The following is a 14,732-nucleotide window of genomic DNA, read 5'->3' on the forward strand; positions in this document are numbered from 1 at the left end:
TCTACCATCCCTGAACGGAGCCGTGGCCCTACTCCGCCGCCACGGCTGCGGGATAGGCTACGGTCTTCGTGTCCTCGGCCTCGAGGCTTTCCGGCGTCTCAGGCTCGACGGAGCTCTTCTTCGGTTCGCGACCGAAGAAGAGCGCATAGCCCGCCGGCAGAACCAGGATGGTCAGCACGGTCGCGACCAGAATGCCGCCCATCATGGCGTAGGCGAGCGGCCCCCAGAAGACACCGCGCGAGATCGGGATCAGCGCCAGCACGGCCGTCAAGGCGGTAAGCGTGATCGGCCGGAAACGCCTGACGGCGGAGCCGATGATCGCCTCGGCGCGGTCCATGCCCGCGGCGATATCCTGGTCGATCTGGTCGACGAGGATGATCGAGTTGCGCATGATGATGCCGAGCAGCGCAATGACGCCCAGGATCGCAACGAAGCCGAAAGGCGCACCGCTGATCAAAAGGGCAGCAGCCGCACCGATGATGCCGAGCGGACCGGTCGCGAGAACCAGCATCGCCTTGCCGAAATGCTGCAGCTGGATCATCAGCAGGATAACGATGACGCCGAGCATGATCGGCGCCTTGGCGGCGATCGAGGCCTGGCTTTCGGCAGAGTCCTCCGCGCCCCCCTGGATGGCGATCGAGTAGCCGGCGGGCAGGCTGTCGCGCAGCGGCTGCATTTCGCCAAACATCTTCATCGCCACGTCGTTCGGCTGCACACCATCCGGCAGGGTGCCGCGCACGGTGATTGTCGGCAGGCGGTCGCGGCGCCATTCGATGCCCTGCTCGAGCACCGGCACGACCTTGGCGACCTGCGAAAGCGGTACGAAGCCACCGAAGTCGGTCGGGATGTATATGGAGTCGACCGAGCTCAACAGCTTGCGGCTTTCCGCGGGCTCGCGGGCAACGATCGCCACCGTCTCCTCGCCATCGCGGAAATTGTCGAGCGGCGCACCCGTGACGCTTGCCTGCAGTATCTGGCGAATGCGCTGCGAGGTGACCCCGAGCGCGCGGGCGCGGTCCTGGTCGATCACCAGCTTCATGCCCGGCACCGGCTCCAGCCAGTCGTCGTGCACGGCGCCGAGCAGCGGGTTCTCGTGGAACTTCGCCTTGACGCGATCGGCAATACGCCTGACTTCGTCGCGATCCGGCCCCATGATGCGCATCTGCACCGGCCAGCCGGTTGGCGGGCCCAGGAACAGGCGATCGACCTTGGCGCGGATCGAGGGGAAGTCGGCAGCTAGAATTCCGCGCATCTTGGCGATCAACCGTTCGCGCGCCGGCTCGTCCTTGGCCATCACGAGAAGCTGGGCAAAGTTCGGATTGCGAAGCTGCTGGTCGAGCGGCAGGAAGAAGCGCGGCGCGCCCTCGCCGATATAGGTGGCGATGAAGCGCTTGTCCTCGTCGTCCATCATGCGGGCTTCGAGTGCCTTGGCCTGCTTCTCGACTTCCTTGATGCTGGTGCCCTCGGGCAGCCAGAGATCGACGAGGATCTCCGGCCGCGACGACTGCGGGAAGAAGTTCTTCGGAATGAACTGGAAGGCCCAGAGGCTGACGAAGAAGAGGGCGAGCGTCGTCGACAGCACGATGATGCGGTGGCGCACGGCCCAGGTGACCGTCGTGCGCAGGCGACGGTAGAAGCGCGTGTCGAAGACGTCGTGATGATTGCCGGCGTGGCTGCGCTGCTTCAGGAGCATGTTGCCGAGCCAGGGGGTGAAATAGACGGCAACGAACCACGAGACGACGAGCGCGATGCCGACCACGTAGAATAGCGAGCGCACATACTCCCCGGCGGTCGAAGCGGCAAAACCAACGGGAATGAAGCCGGCCGTGGTGATCAGCGTTCCGGTCAGCATCGGGAAGGCAGTGGAGGTATAGGCGAAGCTCGCAGCCTCGACCTTCACCAAGCCCTCTTCCAGCTTTCGTTCCATCATCTCGACCACGATCATGGCGTCGTCGACCAGAAGGCCGAGCGCAATGATCAGTGCACCGAGCGAGATGCGCTGCAGGTCGATGCCGAGCTCGTACATGATGGCGAAGGTTGCAGCCAGCACCAGCGGAATGGTGATCGCGATCACCAGGCCCGAGCGCCAGCCGATCGACAGGAACGACACGACGAGCACGATCGCCAGCGCCTCGCCGAGCGCCTTCATGAATTCGCCGACGGCTTCCTTGACCACTTCAGGCTGGTTGGAGACCTGGTCGACCTTGACGCCATAGGGCAGCGACGCCTCGAAGTGCTGATAGGTCGCCTCCACCGCGTTGCCGACATCGGTCACCTTGAAGCCCTTGGCCATGACGACGCCGATCTGGACGCTGTCTTCACCGTTGAAACGGAATTTGCGCGAATAGGGATCTTCGAGACCGGAGCTGACCGTGGCGATATCGCCAAGTCGGGTGATCTGGCCGCCGGCGCGAAGCCTCAGGTTCTTCAGGTCCTCCACCTTGTCAAGGCTGCCTTCGACCGAGATGCGCACCGAGCGCGTGCCGGTATCGACCGCGCCGGCCGGGTCGATGTTGTTCTGGCCGGCAATCGTGCTGCGCAGGTCGTTGAGCGTCAGCCCGCGCTCGGCCAGCGCATTGGATGAGACGTCGATATAGATCTTCTCCGGCTGGTCGCCGATGATGACGGCCTTCTCGACGCCGGGCGTCGTCAAAAGCATGTCACGCGCCTGGATCGCGAACTTCTTCAGCTCCGGATAGCTGTAGCCTTCGCCGCTCAGCGAATGCAGCGTGATGAAGGTGTCGCCGAACTCGTCGTTGAAATAGGGACCGAGCAAACCTTCGGGCAGTTCGTTGGAGATGTCACCGACCTTCTTGCGGACCTGGTAGAAGGCATCCGCCACCTGTTCGGCATTGGTGTCGCCTTCGACCTGCAACGTGATGATCGCGCTGCCGGCACGCGTATAGGAGCGCACGAAATCGAGATGCGGCGTTTCCTGCAGCTTGCGTTCGATCTTGTTGACGACCTGGTCCTGCATCTCCTCGATCGAGGCCCCCGGCCAGAAGGCCTGCACGACCATCACGCGGAAGGTGAAGTCCGGGTCTTCCTTCTGCCCCATGCGCATCAGGCCGAAGACGCCGGCAAGGATGATGAGGCCGAACAGGAAGCGCGCCATGCTCGGGTGCGCGATCGCCCAGCGCGAAAGGTTGAAGGGCCGCTTTTCGTCGGAAGAGGAGGTGGTCATCGGCTCGGTTCCGCGGTTTTCGAGTGTCAGCGCAGGAGCGGGACTTCGGCCTGGGCCGAAGCGGAGTGCTGCGTCGTCGCGTTCGAGATCGTCACCTTGAGATCGTCGGCCATGAACTGCGTCCCGGCAGCAACGACAAGGTCGCCGACCTCAAGCCCATCGGTGACGCGCACGCCGTCAGCGGTGAAGTCGGAAAGCGTGACGGGACGGCTGCTGACGGTTTCGGTGCCGCGATCGACAACCCAGACGATAGTGTAGCCGTCCTTCTGTGCAAGCGCGCTCAAAGGGACCGAGACGTAAGGCTTGCCGTTGCCGGCCGACGCCTCGACGGTCGCGGTCATGCCGAGCAGAACCCGCGGATCGTTCGGCAGGCTTACCCGCACGGAAAAGGTCCGCGACTGCGGGTCGGCGCTGCCCGCCACCTCGCGTACCGTGCCGTCAAGCGACAACCCGGTGTCGGACCAGAGCCCGACCTTGACCGGCAGGCCGGTCTTGAAATTGGCGATCTCCGTCTCGGGCACGGCGACCTGCACTTCCTTTTCGCCTTCGACGGCGACAGTCGCGACAGGCGTGCCCGAACCGACGACCTGGCCGACATCGGCATTGATCGTGGTGACGATGCCCGGCCGGTCGGAGACGAGGTTCGTATAGGTCACCTGGTTCTCCACCTGCGACAGCGCCGACTTCGCAGCGTCGCGCGTCGCCACGGCCTGATTGTAGCTCAGCACCGACTGATCGAATTGGGCCTGCGAGGCAAATTTTCGGGCGAGCAGTTGTTCGGCGCGATCGCGCACCAGCTTGACTGTCTCGACCTGACGCTCGGCCGCTTCCAGATTGGCCGAAGCGCTGCGCACGGCGAGCTCATAATCGGTGGCGTCGACGCGGGCGAGCAGATCGCCGACCTTTACGCGGTCGCCGACATTGACGACCCGCTCGACGATCTTGCCGCTGACGCGGAAGCCGAGGTTCATTTCGGTCCGTGCCCGCACGGAGCCGGAATAGCTGAGCTGGCGGGCCGTGTCGGCCTCAGCAATCTCGACGACCTTGACCGGGCGCACCACCGCAGTGGCTTCGGTCTTTTCCTGCGAGCAGCCGGCCAGTGTCGCCGCGAGCATCGAGAGGAGTGCAGCAGTGGCAAAAAATGAAGTACGGCGGCGAAATTCTATGAGCTTAAACATGTTCGCACTCCCAAAACAGGCTGGCGCAGGCCGAAGCCGCGCCGGAAATATTTCTGCTAAATTTTCAATGCGTTGATCGCGAACTCGACCAGCTCTTCCGGGCTTGCGCGGTTCGTCTTGCTCAGACACTGGGCGACCATTTGCGGGTGGCAAAGCGTGACGGTCGCCGCCCCAAAGCAACGGGACGCGGCATCGGCGTCCTGGTCGCGAAACTCGCCCGCGGCAATCCCCTCGCGGATGACGTCGGCGAGGAGCGCGTCGATCCTGTCGATGTGCTTGTCGATGACGTGCCACTCGCGTTCGATGGCAACGATCACCATCTCGTGCACCTTCGTGTCGTCGAGCATCAGTTCGACCGTCATTTTGTGCTGTGCGTGGACGTAGCGGTGCAGGCGCTCGCTCGCGCTCAGCGGCAACTGGCAGATCTCCTGCGCCATCTGGTAGCTGGCCGCGAGCATGCGCGCGCAAAGCGCCTGGTGGATCTCGGTCTTCGAGGCAAAGAAACGGTAGATGTTTGCCGGCGACATGCCGAGCTCGCGGGCGATGTCGGCAACATTGGTCTTGCTGTAGCCGAAGTGCCGGAACAGCCCCTCCGCTGCATCGAGGATGCGCGTGATGTTGTCCTGCCGTGTCTGGTCGACGACGATATCGTTGCTCACCGGCATCGCTGGCCTTTCGATTTACGACTGACGAATTTCGTATTTCGTCAGTCGTAAATCGAAACGAGGTGTGCGTCAATGGCACAGTCGGGCGTGGTTGATCACGTTTTGAAGAACGAGCGAGACGCCCTCCTCTGGCACACGAGGGCCTCCGCGACGCAGACTGGGTGACGGGGTGCAACCGCGGCGCCGTTGACTCGACACGCTATGGTGGTTACTGGCGACTTAACTGCCGTGTTTTTCGGATTTCTCTCAAAGGGTTCAGCCATCGATGGCCACAGGTCTCATCGCCCTCCTCGACGACATCACTGCGATCGCCAAGATGGCTGCGGCCTCGCTTGACGACGTTGCCGCCCAGACGGTGAAGGCCAGCACCAAGGCCGCTGGCGTCGTGATCGACGATGCGGCCGTGACGCCACGCTATGTCGTTGGCCTGACGCCGGAACGGGAACTGCCGATCATCGCGCGGATCGCCTTCGGCTCGCTCAAGAACAAGCTGCTCTTCCTTCTGCCGGGAGCCCTTCTGCTCGGCTACTTCGCACCCTGGGCGATCACGCCGCTGCTCATGCTCGGCGGCATCTATCTCTGCTACGAGGGCGCCGAGAAGCTCTATGGTGCCCTCTTCCCCCATGCCGCCCACGCACATGAGGAAGCCGTGCTCGGCGCGACGAGCGATCCGGCAGCGCTCGAAAACGAGAAGGTTGCGGGCGCCATCCGAACCGACTTCATTCTTTCCGCCGAGATCATGGCACTGACGCTCTCGACCGTTGCCGACGCCAGCATCTACACACAGGCAGCAGTTCTGGCCGGGGTCGGCATCCTCATCACGCTTGCCGTCTACGGAGCGGTCGGCTTGATCGTGAAGGCCGACGACGCCGGCGTCGCGCTTGCCAAAAACCCCGTCGCGCTCCTGCGGCCGCTCGGCCGCGGACTGGTGCTCGGCATGCCCGTGTTCCTCAAGGCTCTCGCCGCCATCGGCACCGCCGCCATGCTGTGGGTCGGGGGCAGCATTCTCGTGCACGGCATGGCGCAACTTGGCGAGGCCGGGCCTGAACATTTCATCCACGACATCTCCGAGCATGTCGCGCAGGCGCTTCAGTTCGCGCCCGGGCTCGTCGGCTGGTTTGCGACCTCGGCACAGCAGGCACTGCTCGCCCTCGTCGTCGGCGCCATCACGATCGTCGTCTTGGGTAATGTCGTCGCGCCGATCTGGGGGCGTCTGCGCCCGGCAAAGCGCTAAAGGCGTTCGAAAGGTTTTCGGAAAGGAGGCCGCCTCCGGCCTCCTGCCAATCCGCAATCAAGCTTGCCGGAGCCGTTACCGCTTGTACTTCACCCCCGGCAGCACGCAGAGCATTTCATAAAGCAGGTTCGCCGCGGTGATCGCGGTCGTTCCAGTCGTGTCGAAGGGCGGGCTCACCTCGACGAGATCGGCGCCGACCAGGTTGAGACCGCGGCAGCCGCGGATGATCTCGAGTGCCTGGATGACGGTAAGGCCCCCGATCTCGGGCGTGCCGGTGCCCGGCGCATAGGCCGGATCAAGGCTATCGATGTCGAAGGTCAGGTAGGTCTTGTGGTTGCCGATCTTCGCGCGGATGCCTTCGATCAGCGGCACCAGCGACTTGTGCCAGCATTCCTCGGCCGGGACGACGGTGAAGCCCCTGTCGCGCGACCAGTCGAAATCGTCGGAAGCATAGCCGGTGCCGCGCAGGCCGATCTGGAAGACGAGATTGGGATTGAGGCAGCCGTCCTCATAGGCGCGACGGAACGGCGTGCCGTGCGCGATCTTCTCGCCGAACATCGTGTCGTTGATATCCGCATGCGCATCGACATGGATGAGGGCGACCGGCCCGTGTTTTTCGGCAATCGCCTTCAGGATCGGGTAGCTGATCGTGTGATCGCCGCCGAGGGTCAGCGGGATACAGTCATGCTTAAGGATCTCGCGGATGCCGCGGGTGATGATCTCCATATTGGCCGGCAGGTTGAAGGTGTTGATGGCGATGTCGCCGATATCGGCGACCTGCAGGCTTTCGAACGGGGCGGCGCCGGTCGCCATGTTGTAGGGACGGATCATCACGGATTCCGCGCGGATCTGGCGCGGTCCGTAGCGCGTACCAGACCGGTTGGACGCGCCGATATCCATGGGGATGCCAACGAAGCAGGCGTCGAGGCCTTCAGCCGAGGTCGCAGTGGGAAGACGCATCATCGTGCCGGGGCCGCCGAAGCGGGGCATATCGTTGCCGCCCAGCGGCTGGTTGAATTTTTCGTCCATGGAAGTTCTCCCTTTCTGTCGCCGGAACCCTAGCAGCCATTGCCACCCGAGAAATGCCCTTCGATCGAACGTTACTTCGATCGCGGTCAAACAAACATGCCCGATGCGGCAAAGGCCGGCGTCGATTGCCGTTTACGACGCCGCCGCGTCTCCCACACCTAGCCAAAGGGAGTGTTGCCCTCAAAGGACCCGCCAATCACTTTGGCGAAAACAAAAATACGCTGTTCTTGGGAGGAACCATGCAAAAGTTAACCCGCACCGCCCTGCGCTCCATGTTCGCCGCGTCGCTCGCCGCCATTGCGGCCTCAACGACCGCCCAGGCGCAGGACAAGCTGTTCATCTACAATTTCTCCGACTACTTCGCCGAAGACACCGTTTCGAATTTCCAGGCGAAGACCAGCGTTGAAACTCGGGTGGACTTCTACGATTCCCTTGAAGTGCTTGAAACCCGGCTGCTTGCCGGCGGCAGCGGTTTCGACGTCGCCTTCCCGAGCGCCACGGTCGGCGAGCGCCTGATCCAGTCCGGCGCACTGAAGCCGATCGATGTCACAGCGCTCAAGAACTACGGCAATCTCGACAAGGACCTGTTGAAGCTTGTCGCCGAGCACGACCCGGAGAACAAGTATCTCGTTCCCTACATGTGGCTGACGACGGGCGTTGCCTACAACGCCAAGCTGGTCAACGAGCGCCTGCCCGAGGCACCGGTCAATAGCCTCGACATGTTCTTCAAGCCCGAGATCGCCCAGAAATTCCAGGACTGCGGCATCGGCATCGTCGATGCGCCGAACGAGGTGATCCCGATCGCGCTCAACTATCTCGGCCTCGATCCCTATTCCACACAGGCGGAGGATCTCGACAAAGCCAAGGAACTGCTGCTGAAGCTGCGCCCCTTTATCCGGCACATGCAAAGCGGCCAGCTCGTGGCCGACATGGCCTCCGGCCAGCTCTGCCTGGCGCTGATGTGGAGCGGCGACGCCGGCATTGCAGCGGCCCGCGCCGAAGAGGCGGAGACCGGTGTTGCGGTCGCCTACTCGATCCCGAAGGAAGGCACGATCATTTCCTTCGACACGATGGCGATCCCGGCCGACGCACCGGATCCGGAACAGGCGCTGGCTTTCATCGACTATATCCTCGAGCCGAAGACAGTCGCCGCGATCAGCAATCGCGTCTTTTACGCCAACGCCAATGCCGCGGCGACGGCAGAGGTCGACGCCGGCATCCGAGACAACCCGAACATCTATCCGCCTGCCGAGGTCCGTTCCAAGCTCTTCGTCGACAAGTCGCTGCCACCGCGCCAGACGCGCGAGCGCACCCGCGTCTGGTCAGCATTCCGGGCCGGCCAATAGGCCAACCGTCAACAGCAGGACCAGATCCCGTGCCATCCTATATTTCGATCGAAAACCTGGCGAAGTCCTATGGCGTCGTCACGGCCGTCAACAACATCAACCTCGGCATCGAGAGGGGCGAATTCTTCTCGCTCCTTGGGCCCTCCGGCTGCGGAAAGTCGACGCTGCTGCGGATGATCGCCGGCTTCGAGACGCCGACCTCGGGCGCGATCAGGCTGGAAGGCGCCGACGTCACCGACGTTCCGGCGCATCGGCGTCCGACCAACATGATGTTCCAATCCTACGCGCTCTTTCCGCATCTGACGGTCGGCAAGAACATCGCCTTCGGATTGCACCAGGACGGTCTCGACAAGAGCGAGATCAGGAAGCGGATCGACGAGGTCTCGGAAAAGCTGCAGCTGACCGCACTGCTCGATCGCAAGCCGGCGCAGCTTTCCGGCGGCCAGCGCCAGCGCGTGGCGCTCGCCCGCGCACTGGTCAAGCGGCCGAAGGTGTTGCTGCTTGACGAGCCCTTGGGCGCGCTCGACAAGAACCTGCGCACCGAAACCCAACTCGAACTCGTCCGCCTGCAACGCGAACTCGGCCTCACCTTCATCATCGTCACCCATGATCAGCACGAGGCGATGACCGTTTCCACCCGCATCGCCATCATGAAGCAGGGACAGGTGCTGCAGGTCGGCTCGCCGTCAGACGTCTACGAGGCGCCGCGGTCGCGCTACGTCGCGAAATTCCTTGGCGAAACCAATGTCTTTGCCGGCGGACGATCGGAACGCGATGGCGAAGAACTGCGGATCGAAAGCGATGAGGCCGGCGGCGGTGTCCGCGCCGCCTTCACCGACCGGGTGGCGCTCGACCGGCCGTTCTGGGTTTCGGTCCGCCCTGAACGGGTAGAGCTTACAACTTCGGGCAGCGGCCTCGAAGGCACCGTGGAACAGCTCACCTATACCGGTGTCGAGAGACACTACCGCGTGCGGCTGAAGTCGGGCGCGACGCTCGACGCGCGCCGGGTCAATCTCGGCGCCGAGAGCGATCTTCGCGTCGGCGACCGCGTGTTCGCAAACTGGCCGCCGCAGGCAAGCCGGCTGCTGGCCGAATAGGAGGTCGACCCTTGTCTTCCATCGCCCATTCTTCCGCAGCCGCCCCCTCCGCAAAGGCGAACTGGGGCAAGCGCCTGCTGATCGCCATCCCCTATGCCTGGCTGCTCGTGTTGTTCCTCGCGCCCTTCGCGCTGGTTGCCGGTATCAGCCTTTCGACCGTCCGCCTCGGCATGCCGCCATTCGAGCCGCTGACCGCCTGGGACGGCTCGATCCTGAACCTTAGGCTCAATTTCGAGAATTTCCTCTATGTGCTGACCGACGACACCTATCTTCTGGCGTATCTGACGAGCCTCAAGATCGCGGCGATCTCCACGGCTGCCATGCTCTTCATCGCCTATCCCCTCGCCTATGGCATCGCGTCCTGCTCGCCCTCCTCCAGGTCCCTGCTGGTCTTTCTGGTGATCGTGCCGTTCTGGAGCTCGATGCTGATCCGCGTCTATTCCTGGATGAGCATTCTCAGGAACGACGGTCTTTTGAACGCGCTGCTTTTAAAGATCGGGCTGATCAGCGAGCCGCTGCGAATCCTCAACACCGAGACGGCGATCTATATCGGCATCGTCTACACCTACCTGCCCTTCATGGTGCTGCCGATCTATTCGACCTTGAGCAGCGCCGATCGGACTTTGATCGAGGCGGCGCGCGATCTCGGCTGCTCGCGCATCTCCGCCTTCTGGCGGGTCACCTTCCCGTTGAGCCTGCCCGGCGTGCTCGCGGGCTGCGCGCTGGTCTTCATCCCGGTCGTCGGTGAATTCGTGATCCCGGATCTCTTGGGTGGCGCCGACACGCAGATGATCGGCCGCGCCATCTGGCTCGAATTCTTCAACAACCGCGACTGGCCGATGGCCGCTGCCGTGACCATCGTCTTGCTCGCTCTGCTGGTCGTACCGATCGTCTATTTCCAGTCGCGCCAATCGCGTGAACAAGGCTGAGGAGCAAGCCATGACAAAACCAAGCTGGTTCAATCGGCTGTCGATCCTGTTCGGTCTTGCCTTCCTCTATCTGCCTATCGTCGTGCTCGTCGTCTACAGCTTCAACGGCTCGAAGCTCGTGACGGTCTGGGGCGGCTTCTCCACCCAATGGTATGCGACTGTTCTCAACAATCCCTCGATCATCGAGGGCGCGAAAGTCAGCTTCCTGGTCGCGGCGGTCTCGGCCACCGCCGCCACCCTTCTCGGCACGCTTGCCGCCGTCGTCATGGTGCGGCTGCGTCGCTTCCGTGGCCGGGCACTGCTGAACGGCATGCTGCTCGCCCCGATGGTGATGCCCGAGGTGGTGATGGCCGTGTCGATGCTTCTGATGTTCGTGACGCTCGGGATCGACCGCGGGCCGCTCACCATCACGCTGGCGCACACCACCTTCACGCTCTGTTTTGCGACTGTCGTGCTGCAATCGCGGCTGGTCGAACTCGACCCGTCATTGGAGGAGGCGGCGCGCGATCTCGGCTGCCCTCCGGCAAAGGCGTTCGTCAGCGTCGCCTTACCGAACATGATCCCGGCGCTCGTCTCCGCCTGGCTGCTGTCCTTCACCCTGTCGCTGGACGACCTGGTCATCTCGAGCTTCACGACCGGGCCGGGTGCATCGACCCTGCCGATGAAGATCTATTCACAGATCAAGTTCGGCGTGACGCCGGAGATCAACGCGATCTCGACGATTATCCTCGGCATCGTCGTGTTTGGATTGGTGGCCGCTCAACTGGTCTCGCGGCGCTCCGAACAACGGGTGAGCGCCGCGGCTTGAGGTAACTCTGAGGAAGATAGACTTCCCCGGAATTCCCGACAAATGCGCCGGGTCAGTGCGGCCTCAGCGCGCCAGCCGGCGAAAGATACGTGGCCAGCGGATCCTCGAAGGCATTGCTTGCCGAAGACACGGCATCGATAAACAGCGAGAACAATGCCGTCTGCGAAGTGATGTCGAGCTTGGCGTAGAGGTTGCGGCGATGCAGCTTGACGGTCGCCGGCGAGATGCCGAGCTTTTCGGCAGCACCCTTGACCGAGTAACCGCGCAGGATCATCTGCGCCACCTGGCACTCGCGATCGGTCAGCAGGCTGCGGCCAAAATTGCGCACCGCCTGCGCCAGGGCGCTTTGAAGCGGCGAGCCGTCGTCGCCCAGGCCTTCGGGTCTGAGGTCGCGATAATGCCGAAGCACGGCCATGCTGATGAGCGGCGCCGCATTCTGCAGGAAATCCTGATCTTCGCCGCTGAAGGCCGCGTGCGCATGGCGGCGCGCCAGAGAGATTGCGATCTTCGTGTCGGCATCGATGCCGATGAAGACGTTGAATTCGTCGTGCAGGCCCGAATGCCGGTAGTAGTCGCGGTAGTACTGCGACCGGTCGAAGGACGGATCGATTTGCCGCAGGCGATAAAGCCCGTCGTCGCCATTGTCGAGCGCCAGCCGGTAGAACGGATCCATCCGGTACGGCCCCTGCAGATAGGCGCGAATATCCGACAGCCCCCTGTCCGTGCGCCAGTCGTTAAACAGGATCTTCGGCGCGGCGTCGCGTCGATAGAGGAGCATCAGACCGGCATCGATCGCAATGTGCCGCTTGAGCGAATGTGTCAGCCGGTCCTGGAAATCCGAACGGCCCACCCCCTCCATCAGCGACAGCGCCAGATCGCCTACACCGGACACCTGCTGCGCCGGCGCGCAGACTTTGATGATCGTATCGTCGTTCATATTGTTCTCCTCCAAGCGCAGACTAGGCGAAGGTTGGGTTGGTCGCAAGTAACGGAATTTCACTACGGGATTTCCAAAACTATCTTTTGGCGAACCAAAACAACGGCATAGGTGGCCGACATCCGGCGGGGCAAGGCTTTGCGGCGCGGCACGGATGGCCCGCCTCGGAGCGAACCTAGCCCTTTGGCGTATTCCGAGCAGCGATACCGACGCCTAGAAAAATGATGCAAGCCGCACAGTAGATCCGCGGCAGGCAAGGCGGCACGTGACTGTCGAGACGGCATATTGATCTCGGACATCCCATCGTTCCGTAGAAGAATGAAACAACGAAACCCTGGCGCGCGGCCGATCGACTTGGCGCTCGTCTTTCTGAACTGGAGTGAACATGTCGAAGGTCATCAAACTCGGGCGCGATGGTGTCGGCCTCAACGCGCTTGAAAAATGCAGCGTCGTGCCGCCGGAGGCGATCCTTTCGGGCTTTGCGGACGAGCTCGGCGACGTTCATTTCGAAAGCCCCGATAAGGCCGTCGTCATCGGCACGTGGCAGTCGACGCCCTATGCGGAAATGCTCTCCTATCCCGATGGCAATGAATACAGCGTCATCCTCTCTGGCAAGGTCGCGATCACCAACCCGGATGGCTCGGTCGAGACCTTTTCGGCGGGCGAAAGCTACGTGCTTCCAGCCGGCGTCGAAGTGCGTTTCGAAGTGCTGGAGACGATGCGCAAGGTCTACGTCCTCTACACCGCCCCTGCCGCGAAGTGATGTGAGCCGTCCTCATGACCCAGGTAAGAAACAAAGCCCTTGCAGACGTGACGATGACGCCCTTCTGGCTCGACCGGCCGGATGCGCCCGAGCCGCGAGAGCGACTGACGCGTCATCTGAAGGCCGACCTTCTCGTTGTGGGTGGCGGCTTTACCGGGTTGTGGGGCGCCATCCAGGCAAAGCAGCGCCAGCCCGAGATCGACGTCATTCTGATCGAGAAAGGCTCGGTCGCCAACGGCGCCTCGGGTCGGCCGGGCGGTGTCGTCTCAACCTCGGTCATGCACGGGCTGTCGAACGCCGTGCGCATTTTCCCGAACGACATCGCAGCGCTCGAGAAGCTCGGCCAGGAGAACATGCACGGCTTTCTCAAGACGCTTGAGGAGCATGCGATCGACTGTCATGCCGAGTGGGGCGGGGAGCTAACGGTCGCGGTCGACGACGCCCATATCGAAGCGCTGCACGAGGAGCACGAGCTTCACCTGAAGTACGGCCACCAGGCGGTCTTCCTCGATCAGAGCGCCGTCCGCGCCGAAATCAATTCGCCGCGCTACAAGGCCGGCGTCTGGTCGAAGCATATCTGCGGCACGGTGCATCCGGCGCTGCTGGCGTTCGGACTGAAACGGGTCGCGCTCACGCTCGGCGTACGGATCTTCGAAAACACCGAACTGACAGGCCTTGAAGACCTCGGCGACCGGATGAAGGCACACGCGGCTTCCGGCAGCGTGACCGCGCCGAAGGTGCTGCTCGCCACCAACGCCTTTGCCGCCGGCCACAGGAAGATCAAAAACAGGGTCGTCGCCGTGCGCGATCGGGTGCTGGCGACAGAGCCCCTGTCAGCGGAGCAGATGGCAGCGATCGGCTGGAGCCATCGTCAGGGCGTTTACGACACTCGCACCCAGATGAACTACATGCGGCTCACCAAGGACAACCGGATCATCTTCGGCGGCCGCCTCGCCTATGCCTTCGCCGGCGATCCGTTTCCGTCGATCGACCGGGAACTCGATACCTATGAGCCCCTTGCCGCCGCTTTCTTCGACACCTTTCCACAGCTCGAAGGCCTGCGCTTCAGCCATGCCTGGAGCGGGCCGATCGACCTCAGCACCCGCATGGCCGTACACTTCCAGCGTTACCATGACGAAAAGGTCGTTTATGCCGGCGGCTATTCTGGCTTCGGCGTCTCGGCCTCACGTTTCGGCGCGCGCATAGCGCTCGATATCCTCGACGGCTCGAAGACCCCGGAGAGCCGGCTGGATTTCGCCACCAGCCTTCCGAATACGATCCCACCCGAGCCGTTCCGCTGGCTCGGCGCCCAGATCACCATGTATGCGCTCGACACCGCCGACAAGTCCGGTGGCTGGCGCAGGCCGTGGCTCAAGATGGTCTCGGCCATGGGCTTCCCGCTCAGTTGATCATGCGTTTCCCGGCGGCTTCAAAGGGCAAGCGGAGCCGAGACTTTCGGCTCTGCCACCGGGCGATGGCGGTGGCCCATCCGGCCCGGGAGCAACGGTGGTAGTAAATCGTTAACCATGATTAGATAGCCAAAGCTACCCATTCCGCTGGCT

12 protein-coding genes are annotated in these 14,732 nt (G+C 62.9%); 7 read left to right on the top strand and 5 right to left on the bottom strand.

Annotated elements, in window-relative coordinates; translation table 11 throughout:
• Nucleotides 1-28: 28 nt before the first annotated feature.
• Genes IB263_RS13150 through IB263_RS13160 form a run of 3 tightly spaced genes read right to left on the bottom strand, consistent with a single transcriptional unit; the run spans nt 29 to nt 5,027 of the window.
• Nucleotides 29-3,184 (bottom strand): efflux RND transporter permease subunit, encoded by a 3,156-nt coding sequence (locus IB263_RS13150; RefSeq protein ID WP_060606074.1) that lies wholly within the window; start codon nt 3,182-3,184, stop codon nt 29-31.
• 26 nt (nt 3,185-3,210) lie between these two features.
• A complete protein-coding gene (locus IB263_RS13155) occupies nt 3,211-4,362 on the bottom strand; it encodes an efflux RND transporter periplasmic adaptor subunit (protein WP_082572805.1) in 1,152 nt (383 codons plus the stop codon).
• Between the two features lie 56 nt (nt 4,363-4,418).
• The gene (locus tag IB263_RS13160; protein WP_034789660.1) at nt 4,419-5,027 is read right to left on the bottom strand and encodes a TetR family transcriptional regulator; all 609 of its coding nucleotides are present in this window, start codon (nt 5,025-5,027) and stop codon (nt 4,419-4,421) included.
• Between the two features lie 265 nt (nt 5,028-5,292).
• Here IB263_RS13160 and IB263_RS13165 point away from each other — a divergent pair, with 265 nt between their 5' ends.
• On the top strand, nt 5,293-6,261 hold the full coding sequence (locus IB263_RS13165; protein ID WP_060519290.1) for a DUF808 domain-containing protein: 969 nt from the start codon (nt 5,293-5,295) through the stop codon (nt 6,259-6,261).
• A gap of 75 nt (nt 6,262-6,336) precedes the next feature.
• Here the strand turns inward: IB263_RS13165 and speB are convergent, their stop codons facing one another.
• Nucleotides 6,337-7,290 carry an agmatinase gene (gene speB, locus IB263_RS13170; protein WP_034789665.1) on the bottom strand — a complete coding sequence of 318 codons (954 nt, stop codon included), beginning with the start codon at nt 7,288-7,290 and terminating at the stop codon, nt 6,337-6,339.
• A 239-nt stretch (nt 7,291-7,529) separates the two neighbouring features.
• Here speB and IB263_RS13175 point away from each other — a divergent pair, with 239 nt between their 5' ends.
• From IB263_RS13175 to IB263_RS13190, 4 genes are read left to right on the top strand one after another with little or no spacing between them, the layout of a single operon-like run.
• Nucleotides 7,530-8,636, top strand: a complete 1,107-nt coding sequence (locus IB263_RS13175; protein ID WP_034789666.1) for an extracellular solute-binding protein — start codon at nt 7,530-7,532, stop codon at nt 8,634-8,636.
• A 29-nt stretch (nt 8,637-8,665) separates the two neighbouring features.
• A complete protein-coding gene (locus IB263_RS13180) occupies nt 8,666-9,733 on the top strand; it encodes an ABC transporter ATP-binding protein (RefSeq protein WP_234798796.1) in 1,068 nt (355 codons plus the stop codon).
• Nucleotides 9,734-9,744: 11 nt separating this feature from the next.
• Nucleotides 9,745-10,662, top strand: a complete 918-nt coding sequence (locus tag IB263_RS13185) for an ABC transporter permease subunit (protein WP_082566251.1) — start codon at nt 9,745-9,747, stop codon at nt 10,660-10,662.
• 10 nt (nt 10,663-10,672) lie between these two features.
• Nucleotides 10,673-11,470, top strand: coding sequence for an ABC transporter permease (locus IB263_RS13190; RefSeq protein WP_060519288.1), 798 nt, complete (start codon nt 10,673-10,675; stop codon nt 11,468-11,470).
• Nucleotides 11,471-11,522: 52 nt separating this feature from the next.
• Here the strand turns inward: IB263_RS13190 and IB263_RS13195 are convergent, their stop codons facing one another.
• Entirely contained in the window at nt 11,523-12,407 is an 885-nt protein-coding gene (locus IB263_RS13195; protein ID WP_051659169.1) for a LuxR C-terminal-related transcriptional regulator, read from the bottom strand.
• A 385-nt stretch (nt 12,408-12,792) separates the two neighbouring features.
• Between IB263_RS13195 and IB263_RS13200 the strand changes: the two genes are divergently transcribed.
• Nucleotides 12,793-13,170: a cupin domain-containing protein gene (locus IB263_RS13200; RefSeq protein ID WP_051659170.1), complete on the top strand. Its 378-nt coding sequence runs from the start codon at nt 12,793-12,795 to the stop codon at nt 13,168-13,170.
• 14 nt (nt 13,171-13,184) lie between these two features.
• Nucleotides 13,185-14,579: an FAD-binding oxidoreductase gene (locus IB263_RS13205; protein ID WP_060606077.1), complete on the top strand. Its 1,395-nt coding sequence runs from the start codon at nt 13,185-13,187 to the stop codon at nt 14,577-14,579.
• Nucleotides 14,580-14,732 lie beyond the last annotated feature (153 nt).

Origin of the sequence: Ensifer sp. ENS03 (assembly GCF_014852035.1) — a bacterium.
In the GTDB taxonomy this organism is placed as follows: Bacteria; Pseudomonadota; Alphaproteobacteria; order Rhizobiales; family Rhizobiaceae; genus Ensifer; species Ensifer adhaerens.

Excerpts from the sequence above, each read along its gene's own strand:
- IB263_RS13150 (WP_060606074.1), bottom strand. The coding sequence starts at position 3,184 with ATGACCACCTCCTCTTCCGACGAAAAGCGGCCCTTCAACCTTTCGCGC.
- IB263_RS13155 (WP_082572805.1), bottom strand. The coding sequence starts at position 4,362 with ATGTTTAAGCTCATAGAATTTCGCCGCCGTACTTCATTTTTTGCCACT.
- IB263_RS13160 (WP_034789660.1), bottom strand. The coding sequence starts at position 5,027 with ATGCCGGTGAGCAACGATATCGTCGTCGACCAGACACGGCAGGACAAC.
- IB263_RS13165 (WP_060519290.1), top strand. The coding sequence starts at position 5,293 with ATGGCCACAGGTCTCATCGCCCTCCTCGACGACATCACTGCGATCGCC.
- speB (WP_034789665.1), bottom strand. The coding sequence starts at position 7,290 with ATGGACGAAAAATTCAACCAGCCGCTGGGCGGCAACGATATGCCCCGC.
- IB263_RS13175 (WP_034789666.1), top strand. The coding sequence starts at position 7,530 with ATGCAAAAGTTAACCCGCACCGCCCTGCGCTCCATGTTCGCCGCGTCG.
- IB263_RS13190 (WP_060519288.1), top strand. The coding sequence starts at position 10,673 with ATGACAAAACCAAGCTGGTTCAATCGGCTGTCGATCCTGTTCGGTCTT.
- IB263_RS13195 (WP_051659169.1), bottom strand. The coding sequence starts at position 12,407 with ATGAACGACGATACGATCATCAAAGTCTGCGCGCCGGCGCAGCAGGTG.
- IB263_RS13200 (WP_051659170.1), top strand. The coding sequence starts at position 12,793 with ATGTCGAAGGTCATCAAACTCGGGCGCGATGGTGTCGGCCTCAACGCG.
- IB263_RS13205 (WP_060606077.1), top strand. The coding sequence starts at position 13,185 with ATGACCCAGGTAAGAAACAAAGCCCTTGCAGACGTGACGATGACGCCC.